Annotated in this window: 10 protein-coding genes; 3 read left to right on the top strand and 7 right to left on the bottom strand. The window is 44.6% G+C overall.

Annotated features, from left to right (window positions below):
* Positions 1–59 precede the first annotated feature (59 nt).
* The 3 genes from V7K45_RS23690 to atpD form a co-directional block, all read right to left on the bottom strand.
* Complete coding sequence (locus tag V7K45_RS23690) at positions 60–2,174, bottom strand: SPFH domain-containing protein (protein WP_335007409.1); 2,115 nt, start codon at positions 2,172–2,174, stop codon at positions 60–62.
* Positions 2,175–2,456: 282 nt separating this feature from the next.
* Positions 2,457–2,870 (bottom strand): ATP synthase F1 subunit epsilon, encoded by a 414-nt coding sequence (atpC, locus tag V7K45_RS23695; RefSeq protein ID WP_335007410.1) that lies wholly within the window; start codon positions 2,868–2,870, stop codon positions 2,457–2,459.
* Between the two features lie 139 nt (positions 2,871–3,009).
* Entirely contained in the window at positions 3,010–4,458 is a 1,449-nt protein-coding gene (atpD, locus tag V7K45_RS23700) for a F0F1 ATP synthase subunit beta (RefSeq protein WP_322636279.1), read from the bottom strand.
* Between the two features lie 557 nt (positions 4,459–5,015).
* On the opposite strand from atpD, the gene V7K45_RS23705 reads away from it, so the two are divergent.
* Positions 5,016–5,840 (top strand): SirB1 family protein, encoded by an 825-nt coding sequence (locus V7K45_RS23705; RefSeq protein WP_335007411.1) that lies wholly within the window; start codon positions 5,016–5,018, stop codon positions 5,838–5,840.
* A 103-nt stretch (positions 5,841–5,943) separates the two neighbouring features.
* On the opposite strand, the gene V7K45_RS23710 is transcribed toward V7K45_RS23705, so the two are convergent.
* Positions 5,944–6,393, bottom strand: a complete 450-nt coding sequence (locus tag V7K45_RS23710; RefSeq protein WP_335007412.1) for an SRPBCC family protein — start codon at positions 6,391–6,393, stop codon at positions 5,944–5,946.
* 253 nt (positions 6,394–6,646) lie between these two features.
* Here V7K45_RS23710 and V7K45_RS23715 point away from each other — a divergent pair, with 253 nt between their 5' ends.
* Positions 6,647–8,320 carry a mechanosensitive ion channel gene (locus V7K45_RS23715; RefSeq protein WP_335007413.1) on the top strand — a complete coding sequence of 558 codons (1,674 nt, stop codon included), beginning with the start codon at positions 6,647–6,649 and terminating at the stop codon, positions 8,318–8,320.
* A 433-nt stretch (positions 8,321–8,753) separates the two neighbouring features.
* Positions 8,754–9,758 (top strand): HNH endonuclease, encoded by a 1,005-nt coding sequence (locus V7K45_RS23720; RefSeq protein ID WP_335007414.1) that lies wholly within the window; start codon positions 8,754–8,756, stop codon positions 9,756–9,758.
* On the opposite strand, the gene V7K45_RS23725 is transcribed toward V7K45_RS23720, so the two are convergent.
* From V7K45_RS23725 to V7K45_RS23735, 3 genes are all read right to left on the bottom strand, one after another.
* Positions 9,742–11,043, bottom strand: coding sequence for a hybrid sensor histidine kinase/response regulator (locus tag V7K45_RS23725; RefSeq protein WP_335007415.1), 1,302 nt, complete (start codon positions 11,041–11,043; stop codon positions 9,742–9,744). The genes V7K45_RS23720 and V7K45_RS23725 overlap by 17 nt on opposite strands.
* Positions 11,040–13,850, bottom strand: coding sequence for a CHASE2 domain-containing protein (locus V7K45_RS23730; RefSeq protein ID WP_335007416.1), 2,811 nt, complete (start codon positions 13,848–13,850; stop codon positions 11,040–11,042). The genes V7K45_RS23725 and V7K45_RS23730 overlap by 4 nt, the downstream gene beginning before the upstream one ends.
* Before the next feature lie 194 nt (positions 13,851–14,044).
* Positions 14,045–15,031, bottom strand: a complete 987-nt coding sequence (locus tag V7K45_RS23735; protein WP_335007417.1) for a DUF928 domain-containing protein — start codon at positions 15,029–15,031, stop codon at positions 14,045–14,047.
* Positions 15,032–15,071 lie beyond the last annotated feature (40 nt).

Here is a 15,071-nt window from a genome sequence, read left to right on the forward strand (position 1 = left end):
GAAACCCACGGGGATGGGTTTTGTCTGTATAAATGCGGTTTCTAACCGCCCTTTTAACGTTAAGTTAACTTATCCCCCGGAAAATTCACAGCTATAGGTGGATAACCGTTTTCTGTGGTTGGTTGTCCTTTGTTAACAACTATTGGTTGTGGATGCAAAGGTGTTGGTGTCAATTCACCCTTACCAGTTTGATTCCATAAAATCATGGATAGTAGCCCATCCACTAAACCGTTATTGCTGCCATTGCTGCCAACTAAAACATCTGGTATTAAGCGGACATTGCGATCGCCGATAATCTGCATTAATTGCATTGCTGTATAACCTTGTGAACCCAAGGCTTCCACACCAGCGCGGTAGGTTTCAGCTTTAGCGTTACCTGTGGCTCGGATACCTTCAGCCTCAGCAATTGCCCGGAGTTTTGTCCCCTCAGCTTCACCAGTCGCCTGCTTAATTTGGGCTTGGGCTTTGAGGTCAGCTATATGCACACTCTGTTCCGATTTCACCATTTCTTGCTGAATATTAGCCAGTGCTGTTTCCCGAACAAGCTGCTGCCGTTGGGTTTGCGCCATCTGCTGGACTTCATAAGTCTTGCGTTCTTCTTCAGCAATTTTCCGGTCTGTCTGTGTCTGCATTAACGACGCTGGTGGCTGAATATCACCAATCAGGGTGTCGATCGCTTGCACGTCATAAGCCCGCAATGCTGTTTTAATATACTCAGCAGCCTCAGATTGTCGTTCGCTCCGAGCGGTGAGAAAGTCTAGTACAGTATAGTCTTGGGCTGAGTTGCGGAAATAATTGCCGATAGTTGGTTCTAATACGTGGTCTACCAAATTTTGCATTGCACCAACGCGAGAAATTACCTTCGGAGCATCTAAAGCACCGACATGGATAATTTGTGCTACTTCCAAATCAAAGGCAAACCCATCACGCGATCGCACTGTTAAAGAAGCCAATTTAGCATCATAACTGTGGCGTTCAGTCCGACCTGACCAGTTTAAAACAATGTTGGTCGTTGGCACGAGTTCAATCTTCATGATCCGAGAGTTAATCGGGTGCTTACCAGGATATAGTGGTTCGACCCACACACCCTTATGTCCCTGATTCACCAAATTACCGTGGGTGAAAGCTGCACCACTGACATCTTGATGTGCTTTACCTACGAAAGAAATTACCACACCCACATACCCAATGGGAATTTCCGTCATCGGTACTTGCTCAACCTGGACAAACCAAGGATTCAAGTTCCAAGAACCAGAAAGCAAAGTCTGTTCCTGCAAACCTCGCCGCCCCCCGCCATTAATAAATTTCTGACCATTTTGGAAGTTGTCGTGTCCCTCAATTATCGGGCCTGCAAGTTCACCGGCAGAGATTGGTAAACCATCTAAAGTAGTGACAATGCCAACTTTGTCAGATGCTAGACTGTAGACCCGCAACTGTTCTGGAGCCATGCCATGAGCGCTGGCATTTGCTGCCATAATGACTTTAAACAGGGCGGTATTAATCCGGTACGTACCAGCCGTCAGAAAACCCATTTGCCGCCCTTTTTCGCCACCTTGAGTGAGGAATTTCCGAGCATCTTGGAAGTTGTCGCAAGCGACAATTTTACCCAAAATCCGCTCTGGTGGGTTGGATGCGCCATCTGCTGCCACAATCAAAGCGATTTCCCCTTGGGGAACGACAACTACTGGCTCTTTTTTTACAGAATACTGCCAAGGCCAATAGCCCCAGTGCCAGCCAGGAGCTAAAGTATCTGCCTGTAAGCCAGCTTCGCCGTTGAGGGCAATTAAACTGCCGGCGGGGAGTCCGCGCCCGGAAAGGGTAAATTTCCTAACTACAATGCCTACTTCACGCTCGCCAATTACTACAAGTCCGCCAAAGAATAGGGGGACAAATATAACTAAACCGCCAACAAGTAGAATTGGAACCACTACAACAGGATTAATTCCAGCAGCTTGATATTGAGTCTTGCTAATTTGTAACTGAGCAATATTTGATGTGGTCTGATTTAGCTGGATTGATGCCGAAGTGATTTCTTTTGCAGTAGTTATTTTGACAGAAGTAGCATTGGCAGAATGAATACTACCAGCAAGTGCTAACGTTGCTACGATAGATGCTGCTAAACGAGCTACCTTATTTTGTTTACGAGTACCAAGCAAAGATGAAAAGCTTTTCATAATCTGTGCCCATCTGGGCAACTAATTAGCTAATTTAACACTCCACCAAAGCTTGCCTCGATTTCTTAAACTTGGCGTAATTTTTTTAAAATTAATAAATAAGAAGCCAGAAGTCAGAATTCAGGATTCAGAATGCTCTATCCGTAAAGGGATGGAGTTTTAGCATCCTTACAGAATTCACGTTAAATTCTGACTCCTGACTCCTGACTCCTGAGTTCTTCTGAATAAATATTTTGTAGGTTGGAAATTGCCCAACCTACAAAGTGGAAATATAAAGTTAAATTAGATCGAACCGCCAGCAGCTTGAAACCGAGCGCGGGCGCGTTTGAAGGCTTGGGTTGCCTGAATTTGGGCTTGGCGGTCGTCTGCGGAAACTTGACTTAGACGCGCTTCTGCTTGGTTGTAAGCAGTACGAGCTTCATCAAGGTTAATTTTGTCGCCACGTTCAGCGCCGTTAACCAGAATTGTCACTTCATTTTCTTCGACTTCGGCAAAGCCACCCAAAAGAGCGATCGCTTCCCAATTCTGATTTTTAGCGCCACGAACTCGCATAACGCCAGTATCTAGAGCAGTCAAAAGTGGTGCGTGTCCAGTTAGGATACCTAGTTGACCTGTAGTGCTAGGCAAAACGACTTCTTCAGCTGGAGCATCCCAGACTGTTTTATCTGGGGAAATTACACGAACGGTTAATGTCATTTGTCTTTTGTCCTTCGTCCTTCGTCCTTCGTCCTTTATCCTTTGTCTTTTGTAATTGCCATTAGTCATTAGCAATTTAACTAATGACTAATGACTAATGACCAATACTTCGGCTTCGCTCAGTACAAGTGACTAATGACTAACCTTTGATTTTTTCAGCTTTGGCGATCGCTTCGTTAATATCGCCAACCAAGTAGAAAGCCTGTTCTGGCAGAGCATCCAACTCACCAGACAGAATTTTTTGGAACCCTTTGATGGTGTCTTCCAACTTCACGTATTTACCAGGTGAACCGGTGAATACTTCTGCTACAAAGAACGGCTGAGACAAGAAACGCTCAACTTTCCGGGCCCGCGCGACAATGAGACGGTCTTCTTCAGACAATTCATCTAGACCGAGAATGGCGATAATGTCTTGGAGTTCTTTATAACGTTGCAGAGTTGATTGCACCGCCCGCGCTGTATTGTAGTGTTCGTCACCGACAATATTGGGTTGAAGCATGGTGGAAGTTGAACCAAGGGGGTCAACTGCGGGATAAATTCCCTTAGCTGCCAAACCACGAGATAGTACTGTTGTACCGTCTAAGTGGGCGAAGGTGGTAGCAGGTGCGGGGTCAGTGAGGTCATCCGCTGGTACGTACACTGCTTGAATGGAGGTAATCGAACCCTCGGTAGTTGAGGTAATCCGCTCTTGCAGTTCACCTACGTCGGTTCCCAATGTGGGCTGATATCCTACCGCTGAAGGCATCCGACCGAGTAACGCCGATACTTCTGAACCTGCTTGTACAAACCGGAAAATGTTGTCAATAAACAACAGCACGTCCTGCTTGTTCACATCGCGGAAGTATTCTGCTACTGTCAATCCCGAAAGACCAACCCGCATTCTAGCTCCGGGTGGCTCGTTCATTTGACCGTAAACTAGAGCAATTTTTGATTCATTGAGGTTGTCTTTGTTGATAACCCCAGATTCAATCATTTCATTGTAGAGGTCATTACCTTCACGGGTGCGTTCACCCACGCCAGCAAAAACGGATACCCCACCATGCTGAGTAGCGATGTTGTTGATCAACTCCATCATGATCACGGTTTTACCAACACCAGCACCGCCGAATAGACCAATCTTACCGCCGCGTCGATAGGGAGTCAGAAGGTCAACAACTTTAATCCCAGTCTCAAACACGGAAGGCTTTGTTTCCAGGTCAGTGAATTTGGGAGCAGAGCGGTGGATGGGTAAACTTGCCTCAGCATTTACAGGACCCTTGTTGTCCACAGGTTCGCCAAGGACGTTGAAAATCCTACCCAAAGTGGCTTTACCAACTGGTACGTTGATGGGAGCGCCTGTATCGGTGACTTCAAAACCGCGGACTAAGCCTTCGGTAGAACTCATCGCCACAGTCCGCACCTGATTGTCGCCCAGCAGTTGCTGTACTTCAACGGTGATGTTGATTTCCTGTCCAGCTTCGTTGGTGCCAACGATTTTCAAAGCGTTGTAGATTTGTGGCAATTTCCCGCCGGGAAATTTAACGTCTACAACTGGGCCAATGATTTGGGTAATGTAACCAATGTTTGTTTTTTCTGCGGTTGTTACCATGCTGCGCCTAATGAGTGAAGCTAGATTTCAGATTAAGGTCGGAGAAGACATAAGAATAAGCAATGTCACCTTTCACTCTAGCATCGGACGGGGACATAACTCTCTTAGTAATTCCTTAAAAAGGAGTTTGGCGGCTGTGGTTGCGATCCTCATCCTGACCAGATTGACAGAATATGCTCAAGTCGATCTTAATCTTATTTTTTCAGATGCGATCGCCCTAGCTATCCTACTTTGTATTAAAAAATACTACTACTCTCAATTACTTAGATGCTTACACTTGCAAGCAAAAAGCTAGATATTTGATATCTAATTTTGGGCTTGAAATAATGTTTTGTATTACGTTATGTACTTTGCGTGAGTACAGCCCATTGAAGACATCACCAACACTGCATTTGTTAAAAGTTAGTTAGTAATAGATATATGTAAACTACATTTCCAAAACTTCTGAATATCCATAAGATGAAGATAGATATAAAAAATAGCTTTTAGCCAAGCTATGATGCCTGAGTTGGGCGTACCTGCGGCTTCATCCTCACACCTCCACCGAGCAACAGCTTATGAATTTATCGTCAGCACGACAATATTTTTACCAGGAGATTCAGCAGTCTGACGAGCAAATTGACTTAGCAAAGGCAGCTTTGTACATTGCACAAGAAGAATATCCCAAGCTAGACCCAGAGGAATATCTCAACGCCCTTGATACAATGGCGTGGGAGCTACAAGAACGTCTGCCTGACTCACGCTATCCTCTGCGGATAGTTCAAAGTATTAATCAGTATCTCTACGAAGACTTAAAATTTTCTGGTAATAAAATTGACTATTACGACCCGCGCAACAGCTTTTTCAATGATGTAATCGATCGCCGATTGGGGATTCCCATTACCTTAGCGCTGGTTTACCTGGAAGTTGCTCGACGGATTGATTTTCCAATGGTGGGTATAGGAATGCCAGGACATTTCTTGATCCGTCCAGATATTCCCGATATAGAGATTTTTGTGGATGCTTTTAATGGGGGTGAAATAATATTTGCCCAAGATTGTGAAGAACGCCTGTCTCAACTTTATCAGCAACCCGTGACGCTACAACCAGAATTTTTAGCTGTAGTCAGTAATCGGCAATTTTTAGCCCGGATGTTGACAAATTTAAAATTTATTTACCTCAAACAGCAAGAGTTAGAAAAAACCCTAGCAGCAGTTGAACGAATTTTATTGCTATTTCCTGGTTTAACTTTAGAATTACGCGATCGCGGTTTGATCTACTATCAACTCGGTTACTACCCCCAAGCCGTAGATGACTTACAAAATTATTTAGCAAAAGTTCCCGATGCCGACGATGCATCTGTGATTCGGCGGCTACTTACCGAATTGGGTAAAGACAAGTAGGGGAAGAGGCAGGGGAGCAGGGGAGCGGGGGAGCAGAGGAGAAGTTGCAGTAAGTTTTTTCCGTCTGCCCCTCTGCCTCTTGTGCCCAATTACGAATTACGAATTACGAATTATTTTCTTCTTCTGCGACTCGTTTGAGGCGACGCAGTTGGGCTTGCATATCTTCTTTTGTCCAAGATGCAGCAAAGGTGTTGAAGCCCCAACTTACTAAGGGATTAGGGATATCATACTCAAAGCGATTGAGTAAAAGCGTTCCCTTTTCTGTAGGTTGACATTCCCAGCGATCGCGCCCTTGAAAAAATCCCTGAAATTCCCAAACTACTAAACCCGGTTGTCGTTCTACAACTACGCTATTCAAGGTGGGTTTTATTAGAGGAATTTGAATAATAAAACGACTTTTACTGCCGACATCGGTACTCCAAGCTCCGCCCACAGGTTCGCAACGGAGAACGGGGTTGAGCCAACGGTGCATGAGAGCTAAATCGCTAATACAGCGCTCCACCACCGTAGCTGTAGCATTAATTTGAATCGATTGTTCCAAAACTTGGGACATTCCACATCTTTGGTGCTGTTGCTGCAATTAGAGTAACGCAAAATTCAGCGCAGTGGAAGATGAGGGAGAAGGCGAGCAGGGGAGAAGTTGCAGTAAGTTTTTCCCTCTGCACCTCTGCCCCTCTGCCCCTTATGCCCAATCCCCGTATATTAAATCAAATATGAGTAAATATGTATGTTTTTACTGGTAAATTGATAGGCAAAACACTGACTCAGTGTTTGCGGCGAATACTTAAGCATAATTCCCGAAAACCATGAACACAACTTGGCAAGAAATAACCCAGGTGATGTCTACGACGGGCTACGCCTATGGAGTTGGTTTATCCACGAGGGTGCAGCAATTTTTGGCACAATCGCCCAGCCTGCAACCGGTGCAACCAGCAGTAAATCAAGGAATCGCTGATCTCCAAGGTATTGGTCAACAGTTGATTCTGTTTATACCCCGTCTACTAGGGGCAGTGGCAATTTTGGCAGTAGGTTTGCTAATTGCCTTCTTAGCAGCCTGGCTGACGCGAAGAATCCTCAATCGCACAAACATTGATAACCGCATTGCCGCAGGGATAACGGGTCGTCAAGATGTTCCCCAAGTGGAGAAATTAATCTCCAGCTTAGTTTTTTGGAGCATTATCTTGTTGACGGCGGTAGCTGTTTTACAAGCATTGGATCTTGAGGTAGCCTCTCGACCTCTAAATAATTTTCTCAATCAACTTATTGGCTTTTTGCCAAAGTTGGTTGGTGCGGGAATTCTTTTGGGAACCGCCTGGTTTTTGGCGACCATTGTGAAGATTATCACTGTGCGCTCATTACAGGCATTGAATTTGGATGAGCGTTTGAATCCAGAACCAGAAGACAGCCCACCCAGCCTGAATCAGTTGTCTCTAAGTGAGACTATTGGCAATGCTCTGTATTGGTTTATATTTTTACTGTTTCTCGCCCCAGTTTTGGATACTCTTGGCCTACAGCAGGCTTTACAACCAGTACAAGCTTTAATTACAGAAGTTCTGCTAATTCTGCCGAACATTTTAGCGGCGATCTTGATTGCTGTAGTTGGCTGGTTCATCGCTAATGTAGTACGGCGGATTGTGACGAACTTGTTGGCGACAACTGGTCTTGACCATTTAGGTAGTCGGTTGGGATTATCTACAAGTGCGGGGGTACAACCTCTATCGAGTATTATCGGCACAATTGTCTATGTTTTGATTTTGATTCCTGTGGCGATCGCAGCGCTGAATGCTTTGCGAATTGATGCGATCTCTGTACCTGCGATCGCTATGCTGCAACAGGTTCTCAACGCCCTACCTGCCATCTTTACAGCCGCAGCAATTTTGATTGTTGCCTATTTCATCGGGCGATTTATCGCGGACTTGGTTACAAGTATCCTCACCAATTTAGGGTTTAATAACATTTTCACTATTTTGGGTCTGGCAACACCCAGCAGACGAATCGTCATTTCCACAGAATCAGCAACCCCCCCGATTCCAACTCGCACTCCATCGGAAATTGTAGGCATTGTTGCCTTAGTGGGGATCATGCTGTTTGCCACGGTGGCAGCGGTGAATATTTTGAATATTCCAGCCCTGACAGCATTAGTGTCTGGGATTGTGATTATATTCGGGCGGATTTTGGCGGGATTGGTAATCTTTGCCATTGGCTTATTCCTGGCAAATCTGGCTTTTAACATCATTACCAGTTCCGGCGATCGCCAAGCCCAGATTTTGGGACAAGTGGCGCGGATTGCAATTATTGCCTTAGTTTCTGCAATGGCACTGCAACAGATTGGAGTTGCCAGTGATATTGTGAATTTAGCCTTTGGACTTTTACTAGGTGCGATCGCAGTTGCTATTGCCCTAGCCTTTGGTCTTGGGGGGCGCGATATTGCACGAGAGCAAGTTCAAGAATGGCTAAACTCTTTCAAAGGTAGAAACTAAAAATTGATGAAGGCACAATTTATCTGTAAATCTGGAAAAGTGTAGCCGTAAGCATCAATAGTGCAGAAAATCTATCGGCAATTTTGCTTAAGAGGTTGAAAGTTAGAAGCTCAGAAACTCGGAGTTTGAGTAGAGAACTGCTGATGTCAGGTTCTGAAGCTCAAGTTCCGAGTTTTGAAGCTCAATAATAATCGGCGATCGCTTTCAAGTTTAAAAAAAGAATGCAACAAATAGACCATTTGTAGAGACGCGATTCATCGCGTCTTCACCCAAGGATGTGTTGCAATCATTAATTGAATTGGTATAACATACACAAACAATATAAAGTGATTACTATCTCTTTAAAAATTTTGGAAGTAAATTCGTCATGAATGCTGAGGTGCTTCTTAGTTTTAGAAAGAGAAACTGGAGCAAATACTCCACGGCAGAAAACATGGATTTTATCAACGAAGCACAAAAGTTGGCAGATACAGTTCGAGATAAAGCTCAAGAAGCAGCCAACAATGTAGTAAACGGGATGAATGAGGTAGTTGATGGAATTAAGAACGCTACTAGCGAGATGACTACTTCAAGTGTTCATGCAGTTAATGATTTACAAAGTTTATCAACCATCGCAACACAATCAGGTTTTCAAACTGTTCAAAATGTTAGTCAAACATTTCAACAAACTGCTGTTGGAGTTGCTGCATCTAGCATGGTTATGGCTGATGCTTTGCAAAATTTACCAAAGACAGCTGCCGAATTAGCTCAAGAAATGCCCAAGATTGCAAATAGGCTAAGATATCGTGCTGGTGTTCGAGTGGGGGACTTACCTCGCTCTGATGCAGATGTCATGAAGCTTTTTGAGAAAATTCCTGGCACATCAAAGCTTGGAGGTAAAGAATATACAATTCGTCAATTTCTTAGAGATAAGCATGGTAGCCACATCAATCCACGTTCCCAAGGTGGCTCGAATGCTGCTGATAATATTCTTTGGGAAGTAGGTATTGACAATCTCCGCCGAGGAGCCAAAGTCATGACCGTTGGCGAACAGTTTTATATTCGGGTTTATAATGCGGTAGATTCTATTGTCAGCAATTCTGGGACGATCGCGAAACTTGGGATTACTGCAACGGGAACAGCTATTCTCACTCAGGTTGTAGTCACGGCAATTTCTTACTCTTTGGATCTTTATCGAGGTGACATCACTGTTGAAGAGTATAAAAATCTAATTTTTGAAGCAGCGAAGGCAGCAGGTATTGCGACACCAATTGTTTTTTTGGTCTTGGTGGCTGTGTTAGCTTTATTTCCAGAATTTACAGTTATTTTGTCAGCACCAGTGGTTGTTGCAGGCTTCAATGCTTTATTTGGTATTAGTATTGCTACACCCATTATTCAATCGCTAGTTCGTCATCTCGAAGCTGGAGGTTTTGGCATAGAAACTACATCGGTAGAGTAATAATAAATTTTGTCCCCTCACCAGGTATTGACAAGCATTTGACTTGTCCGTTGTGTTTGTCAACAATAATTTGGTAGCTAATCGCTAATCCCAGCCCGGTTCCCTTGCCCACAGCCTTGGTTGTGAAAGATCGATCGAAAATTCGAGATTGCACCTCAGTAAGCATACCGGGGCCATTATCTTGGATACAAATTGTGACGGTTTTTTGTTGGGGATCAACCGATGTGGTAATGGTGATGATGTTCGGGCAAGCAGCAATATCTCGATCGCAATTGTTTTGATGCAGTTCATCAAATGCATCAATGGCATTGGCGATGATATTCATGAACACCTGGTTCAGTTGTCCGGGATAACAACTGATTGGAGGTAACTCACCGTATTGTGTGACAACCTGGATTTTAGTACGATCGCCATTACCTTTGAGTCGATGTTTCAACAGCATTAAGGTGCTATCAATTCCTTCGTGAATCTGAAACTCCACCTGAGATGAAATATCTGCGCGAGTAAAAGTTCTCAAAGAGAGACTGATATCTTTCAGACGGGTAATTCCTTGGTGCATTGATGCCAGTAGTTTCGGCAGATCCTCTGTCAGATACTCCAAGTCAATTTCTTCAAGAAGCTCTTGAATTTCCGAGTCTGACTGCGTTAGCTTCTCCTGTTGCAGGCTCACTAGGCGAAGTAGATTATTTACATGTTCCTCAATATAAGATAAATTTCCGCCAACAAAACCAACCGGATTATTAATCTCATGACCAATACCTGCAACCATCTGCCCTAAAGTGGACATTTTCTCACTCTGGATCATTTGTAGTTGGGTTTGTTGTAACTGCTGTAGAGATTGAGTTAATTCTGCGGTGCGTTCTTGCACGCGTTCTTCTAATGTACGGGTGAGATGGGAAATTTTGAGGTGTAACTTTAAACGGGCAATGACTTCTTCGTGTTGGAAGGGTTTGGTAATGTAGTCAACTGCACCTATTTCCAATCCCGCCACCTTGTCTGTAGAATCGGATAGGGCAGTCATGAAAATTACTGGGATATTCTCAGTGATAGGATTGGTTTTCAGTCTGCGACAAGTTTCAAATCCATCAATACCTGCCATCATCACATCCAAAAGAATCAGATCGGGATGAGCATATTCTATTTGTTCAATCGCTGACTCTCCATCTGTTGCCATGAGGGCTTTCCAGCCGCACCTCTGAATCGCTTCCGATAGCACCTTGAGGTTGTTTGGATTGTCATCCACTAATAAAATATGTATGGGTTTCGAGATAGGAACAGCGATCATGGATGTAACTCCGTTGTGACAAATGATTTGAGTAACTTACGGATTTTTCCGGTTTGGAAATTGGCAGTGAGTTTGCTTAACTCTGCTGCGAAAGGAGCTAGTTGACTGTTTTCCTCAATTAGTTCTCTTAACATTCCCTCAATCGCCGAGATATCTCCCATCATTGCCAGATGATAGAGTTGTTGCAAAACATCTTGGGATGGTAGAACCCATTCGCTACCAGTAATCTGCTCGCCTTTGGGAGGCGAAGATTCGGCATATATCCATTCCACTCCCAAGAGCGATCGCAGTCTATTAAGTAGTTCGTCAATCTGGAGAGGTTTAGGCAAGAATGCTGTTGCCCCTGCCTCTAAACTCCGCTGACGATTTTCCTCAAAAACGCTGGCACTAGAGACAATAATCGGAATAGAACAGGTTTGTGGATTCGCTTGCAGGTGAACCATTAGTTCAAAACCATCCATATTGGGCATGGCTAAATCGAGTAGAATCACATCTGGATTGTGTTCAATTGCTACTTGTAGCCCATGTTTGCCATCGGTCGCTTCTAGGGTTCGACAGCCAATTTCTTGCAGCAGACTGGTTAACATAGAACAGTGGTTGCGATCGTCATCAACAATCAGAATCTGAGGCGCACTACCCTGAATCCCAGTAATTTTCTGGGGAGTTGGGATGTAATCCATCTTAGACATCTCTCCTCCAAGCCAGTCATGATCGAGTGGTACTGATACTGTCAAATCCAGCCAAAATAGACTTCCTTCACCCAGGTGACTCTGCACCTGAATTTGGCTATCCATCAATCCTGCAATTCTTTGGCTAATCGCCAATCCCAAGCCAGTACCTTCAGATCGCTGTCCTGCTTCACCCACTTGCTCAAAGGGCAAAAAGATTTTCTCAAGTTGGTCTGGTGACATCCCAATACCCGTATCTTCAATTTGAAAACGAATCTTTTGATGTGTCATTTGTCCATTGTCATTAGTCATCTGTTTAGACTCTTGACTAATGACTTCCACTTTGAACGTTACGCTACCGCTATCTGTAAATTTGATCGCGTTGCCCAGCAAGTTAATTAACACTTGCCGCAGTCGCTTTTCATCAACTTCAACGGCCAGTGGTAGGCGATCGCTAATTAAGATATTAAATCTAATCCCTTTCTGTTCAGCCCGGATACCACAAATCTCAGTCACACCATGTAAGAAACTAGGCAGATGCACACTAGTAACAACTAAATCCAATTTCCTTGCTTCTATCTTCGAGAGATCGAGAATGTCATTGATCAGCATCAAAAGATGCGAGCCGCATTGGTAGATAATGCTGACTCCTTCTAGATTTTTAGCTGTCATGTTTGGCGATCCTTCTAGTACCTGGGCAAAACCAAGGATGCCATTGAGAGGTGTACGTAGTTCGTGGCTCATGTTGGCGAGAAACTCACTTTTGGCCTGATTGGCAGCATCGGCAGCTTGCTTTGCCTCCATTAATTCATGAGTGCGTTCTTCGACTTTTGTCTCTAGGGTTTTGGAATAATCCAATAGTTGACTGTTGGCAATTTCTAGTTGGCGATTTGTTTCTTCTAACTTTCGCTGTTTATAGGCATTAGTTGTTGCAATCACACTACTGATAAACGCGGCTAAGGTGGGTGTTACCGGAATTAAAACACCAGACAAAAACATCCCATAGCCACCCCATATACAGACTCCACTGATGCCTACAGTTGCCCAAAGAATTTTGCCGCCGGGAATCCACAGCCTGTTACTGGATAACAACCAACTGCCTGTAGAACCAATGACAGACGACAAAACAATCCAGAGTGATAAATAAATGCCAGAAACACCGTGCAGACTGGCATTTCCTGTTTTTGCTCCTCGTACTAGCTGATGAGCAATATTGGCATGAACAACCACACCTGGAGTCGGTTTTTGAGCAGAGATCCAGGAAGAGAAGGGTGTACTGAAGAAATCATTGGTACTGGAGGCAATCGATCCAATAAATACCATGCGATCGCGCATCAAATCTGCTGGAATTTTCCCTGCTAACACATCGCGCATCGCAACTGTCCGAAATGCTGCTTCTGAACCATGCCAATTGAGCAGAATTTGATAGCCTCCTAAATCGGCATCGGTATAACCTGCTTCTTGATTTTGCAGTGGTAAGTAAATTTCCTTACCCAACTTAAACTTTTGTTTTTGGGGGTTAATGCTTTCTAAACTAATTTTTTCAGCTTCGAGGTACTTTAGAGCTACAAGGGTTGCCAGTCCGGCTTTAATCGTGTTTTTCTCTTTGGCATCTTCAGCTGTCAAGAGGGCGCGACGTACAAAGCGATCGCCATCCAAGACTAAATCTGCTAATCCTACTCGATCTTGTTTTTTCAATTCCGGCGGGGGATCGACGCGTTCGCCAGTAATTTTCTCAACTCCGATTAAATAGGGAGTATTGCGAAAGACTTGAACAAGTTGCTCGTGTCCGCTTCCTTCCGGTAAATCTCGATAGAGATCCAAGCCAATGGCTCTCGGCTGCTGCGCCCGGATTTTTTCTAGTAATCGTGCTAGCGCCCAGTCTGGAACTGGCCATTTACGCACCGATTGGATATCGCGCTCATCGATTGTAACAATCACAATCTCATCAGCGTAGGCGTAGCCCGCCATAGGCATCGCCTGTGAAGATCGCTGACGAACCCATTCGTCGCGAATTTTCCATTCCGGTAAATTGAAAAGTCCCAACGATTGCCCAACTATAACCGTCAAGGCAACGCTAGGAGTAATAATCAAAACGCTGCGAGTACGTTGGATAAAAGCCTGGAATCTGCGCCACATATTTGTGTCATGCAATGGGGATTGGGGAAGGTGGGGTTCCCTCTGGGGATAGATAAGAGGTAATGGGGACTGGGTGGAAGTAAGAAGAGTGGAACAAAGGGGACAAGGAGGAATTATTGAACAAGTTTCTTCTTTGTCTCCCCCCTCTCCTTTGTCTACTTTGTCTGTTCCCATACCCAATGCCCAAATTGGGATTAGTTAGTAGATGCTAATAAGTTCGCTGTTACAATCTCCTTCAAACTAACTGAAGAGAGAAGTTCTTCCCATTGTTTGCGGAGAGTTGCATTGTTAGGTTGAGTGGTATATACCGATGCAAGTGTTGCCACACAGTCATACCAAACACCGTTTTTACCCAAAATAGTAGCCCGCTTCAAAGCATCTTGCTCTTGGATTGCTGTTGCCAACTCCGCGCTGGGCTGGATACGCTGAATCCAACCATCAACGTAAGGCGTACTCGGACTGAGTTGACCATCTACTTTGAGTGCTAGGAACCATTGATAGTTTTTACCAACGGCTAAAGCAGGTGCATTAGCTGGTAATTGGATCGCGATTACCCCAGTTTTTCCTGCAACTGAAATGTTCATCTGATGTTGCATATTGCCAGCTTCATCTTTGAGGCTGAACACTGCTTCTTCGGCATTGGAAGCTGGGAGATACACCAAGATTGTGGGACGTTCAGATACTGTTGTGCCATAGAAATTTTGGGGTAAAAGGGCGATTAGTGCTGCTGGTTGCGTTGTACTTATAATCGATGAATTCAAGTAGTAAGTACCAACGCGAGAAGCACCCGCACTTGCTTGTTGGGGAGCGCCTTTGCCAGGGGCAGGTGTAAAGAGGTTGCCGCGAGAAGCTCCTCCAGTTGCCTGTCTGGGTGTACCTTTGCCAGAGGCAGGTGTAAAGAGGTTGCCACGAGAAGCTCCTCCAGTTGCTTGTCTGGGCGCACCTTTACCGACAGCAGGGGCAAACATACTACCGCGAGAAGCTCCTCCAGTTGCTTGTCTGGGCGCACCTTTGCCGACAGCAGGGGTAAATATACTACCGCGAGAAGCTCCTCCCGTTGATTGTCTAGGAGAGGTACTGTTGGGGGGTGGGGTAAATGTAACAGCAAGGGCAGTAGTCCATATACTGCTAGCGATTAGAGCGATGACGCTCAATGTACTAGCTAAATATCGACGTTTCATGATTTTTTCCTTATGTCATTGAAATGTGATACAAACAAAA

The organism is Nostoc sp., from assembly GCF_036917375.1.
In the GTDB taxonomy this organism is placed as follows: Bacteria; Cyanobacteriota; Cyanobacteriia; order Cyanobacteriales; family Nostocaceae; genus Nostoc.

Bases quoted from the DNA above. Each gene is read 5' to 3' on its own strand.
- V7K45_RS23690 (WP_335007409.1), bottom strand. From the start codon at position 2,174: ATGAAAAGCTTTTCATCTTTGCTTGGTACTCGTAAACAAAATAAGGTA.
- atpD (WP_322636279.1), bottom strand. From the start codon at position 4,458: ATGGTAACAACCGCAGAAAAAACAAACATTGGTTACATTACCCAAATC.
- V7K45_RS23710 (WP_335007412.1), bottom strand. From the start codon at position 6,393: ATGTCCCAAGTTTTGGAACAATCGATTCAAATTAATGCTACAGCTACG.
- atpC (WP_335007410.1), bottom strand. From the start codon at position 2,870: ATGACATTAACCGTTCGTGTAATTTCCCCAGATAAAACAGTCTGGGAT.
- V7K45_RS23730 (WP_335007416.1), bottom strand. From the start codon at position 13,850: ATGTGGCGCAGATTCCAGGCTTTTATCCAACGTACTCGCAGCGTTTTG.
- V7K45_RS23715 (WP_335007413.1), top strand. From the start codon at position 6,647: ATGAACACAACTTGGCAAGAAATAACCCAGGTGATGTCTACGACGGGC.
- V7K45_RS23705 (WP_335007411.1), top strand. From the start codon at position 5,016: ATGAATTTATCGTCAGCACGACAATATTTTTACCAGGAGATTCAGCAG.
- V7K45_RS23725 (WP_335007415.1), bottom strand. From the start codon at position 11,043: ATGATCGCTGTTCCTATCTCGAAACCCATACATATTTTATTAGTGGAT.
- V7K45_RS23720 (WP_335007414.1), top strand. From the start codon at position 8,754: ATGGATTTTATCAACGAAGCACAAAAGTTGGCAGATACAGTTCGAGAT.
- V7K45_RS23735 (WP_335007417.1), bottom strand. From the start codon at position 15,031: ATGAAACGTCGATATTTAGCTAGTACATTGAGCGTCATCGCTCTAATC.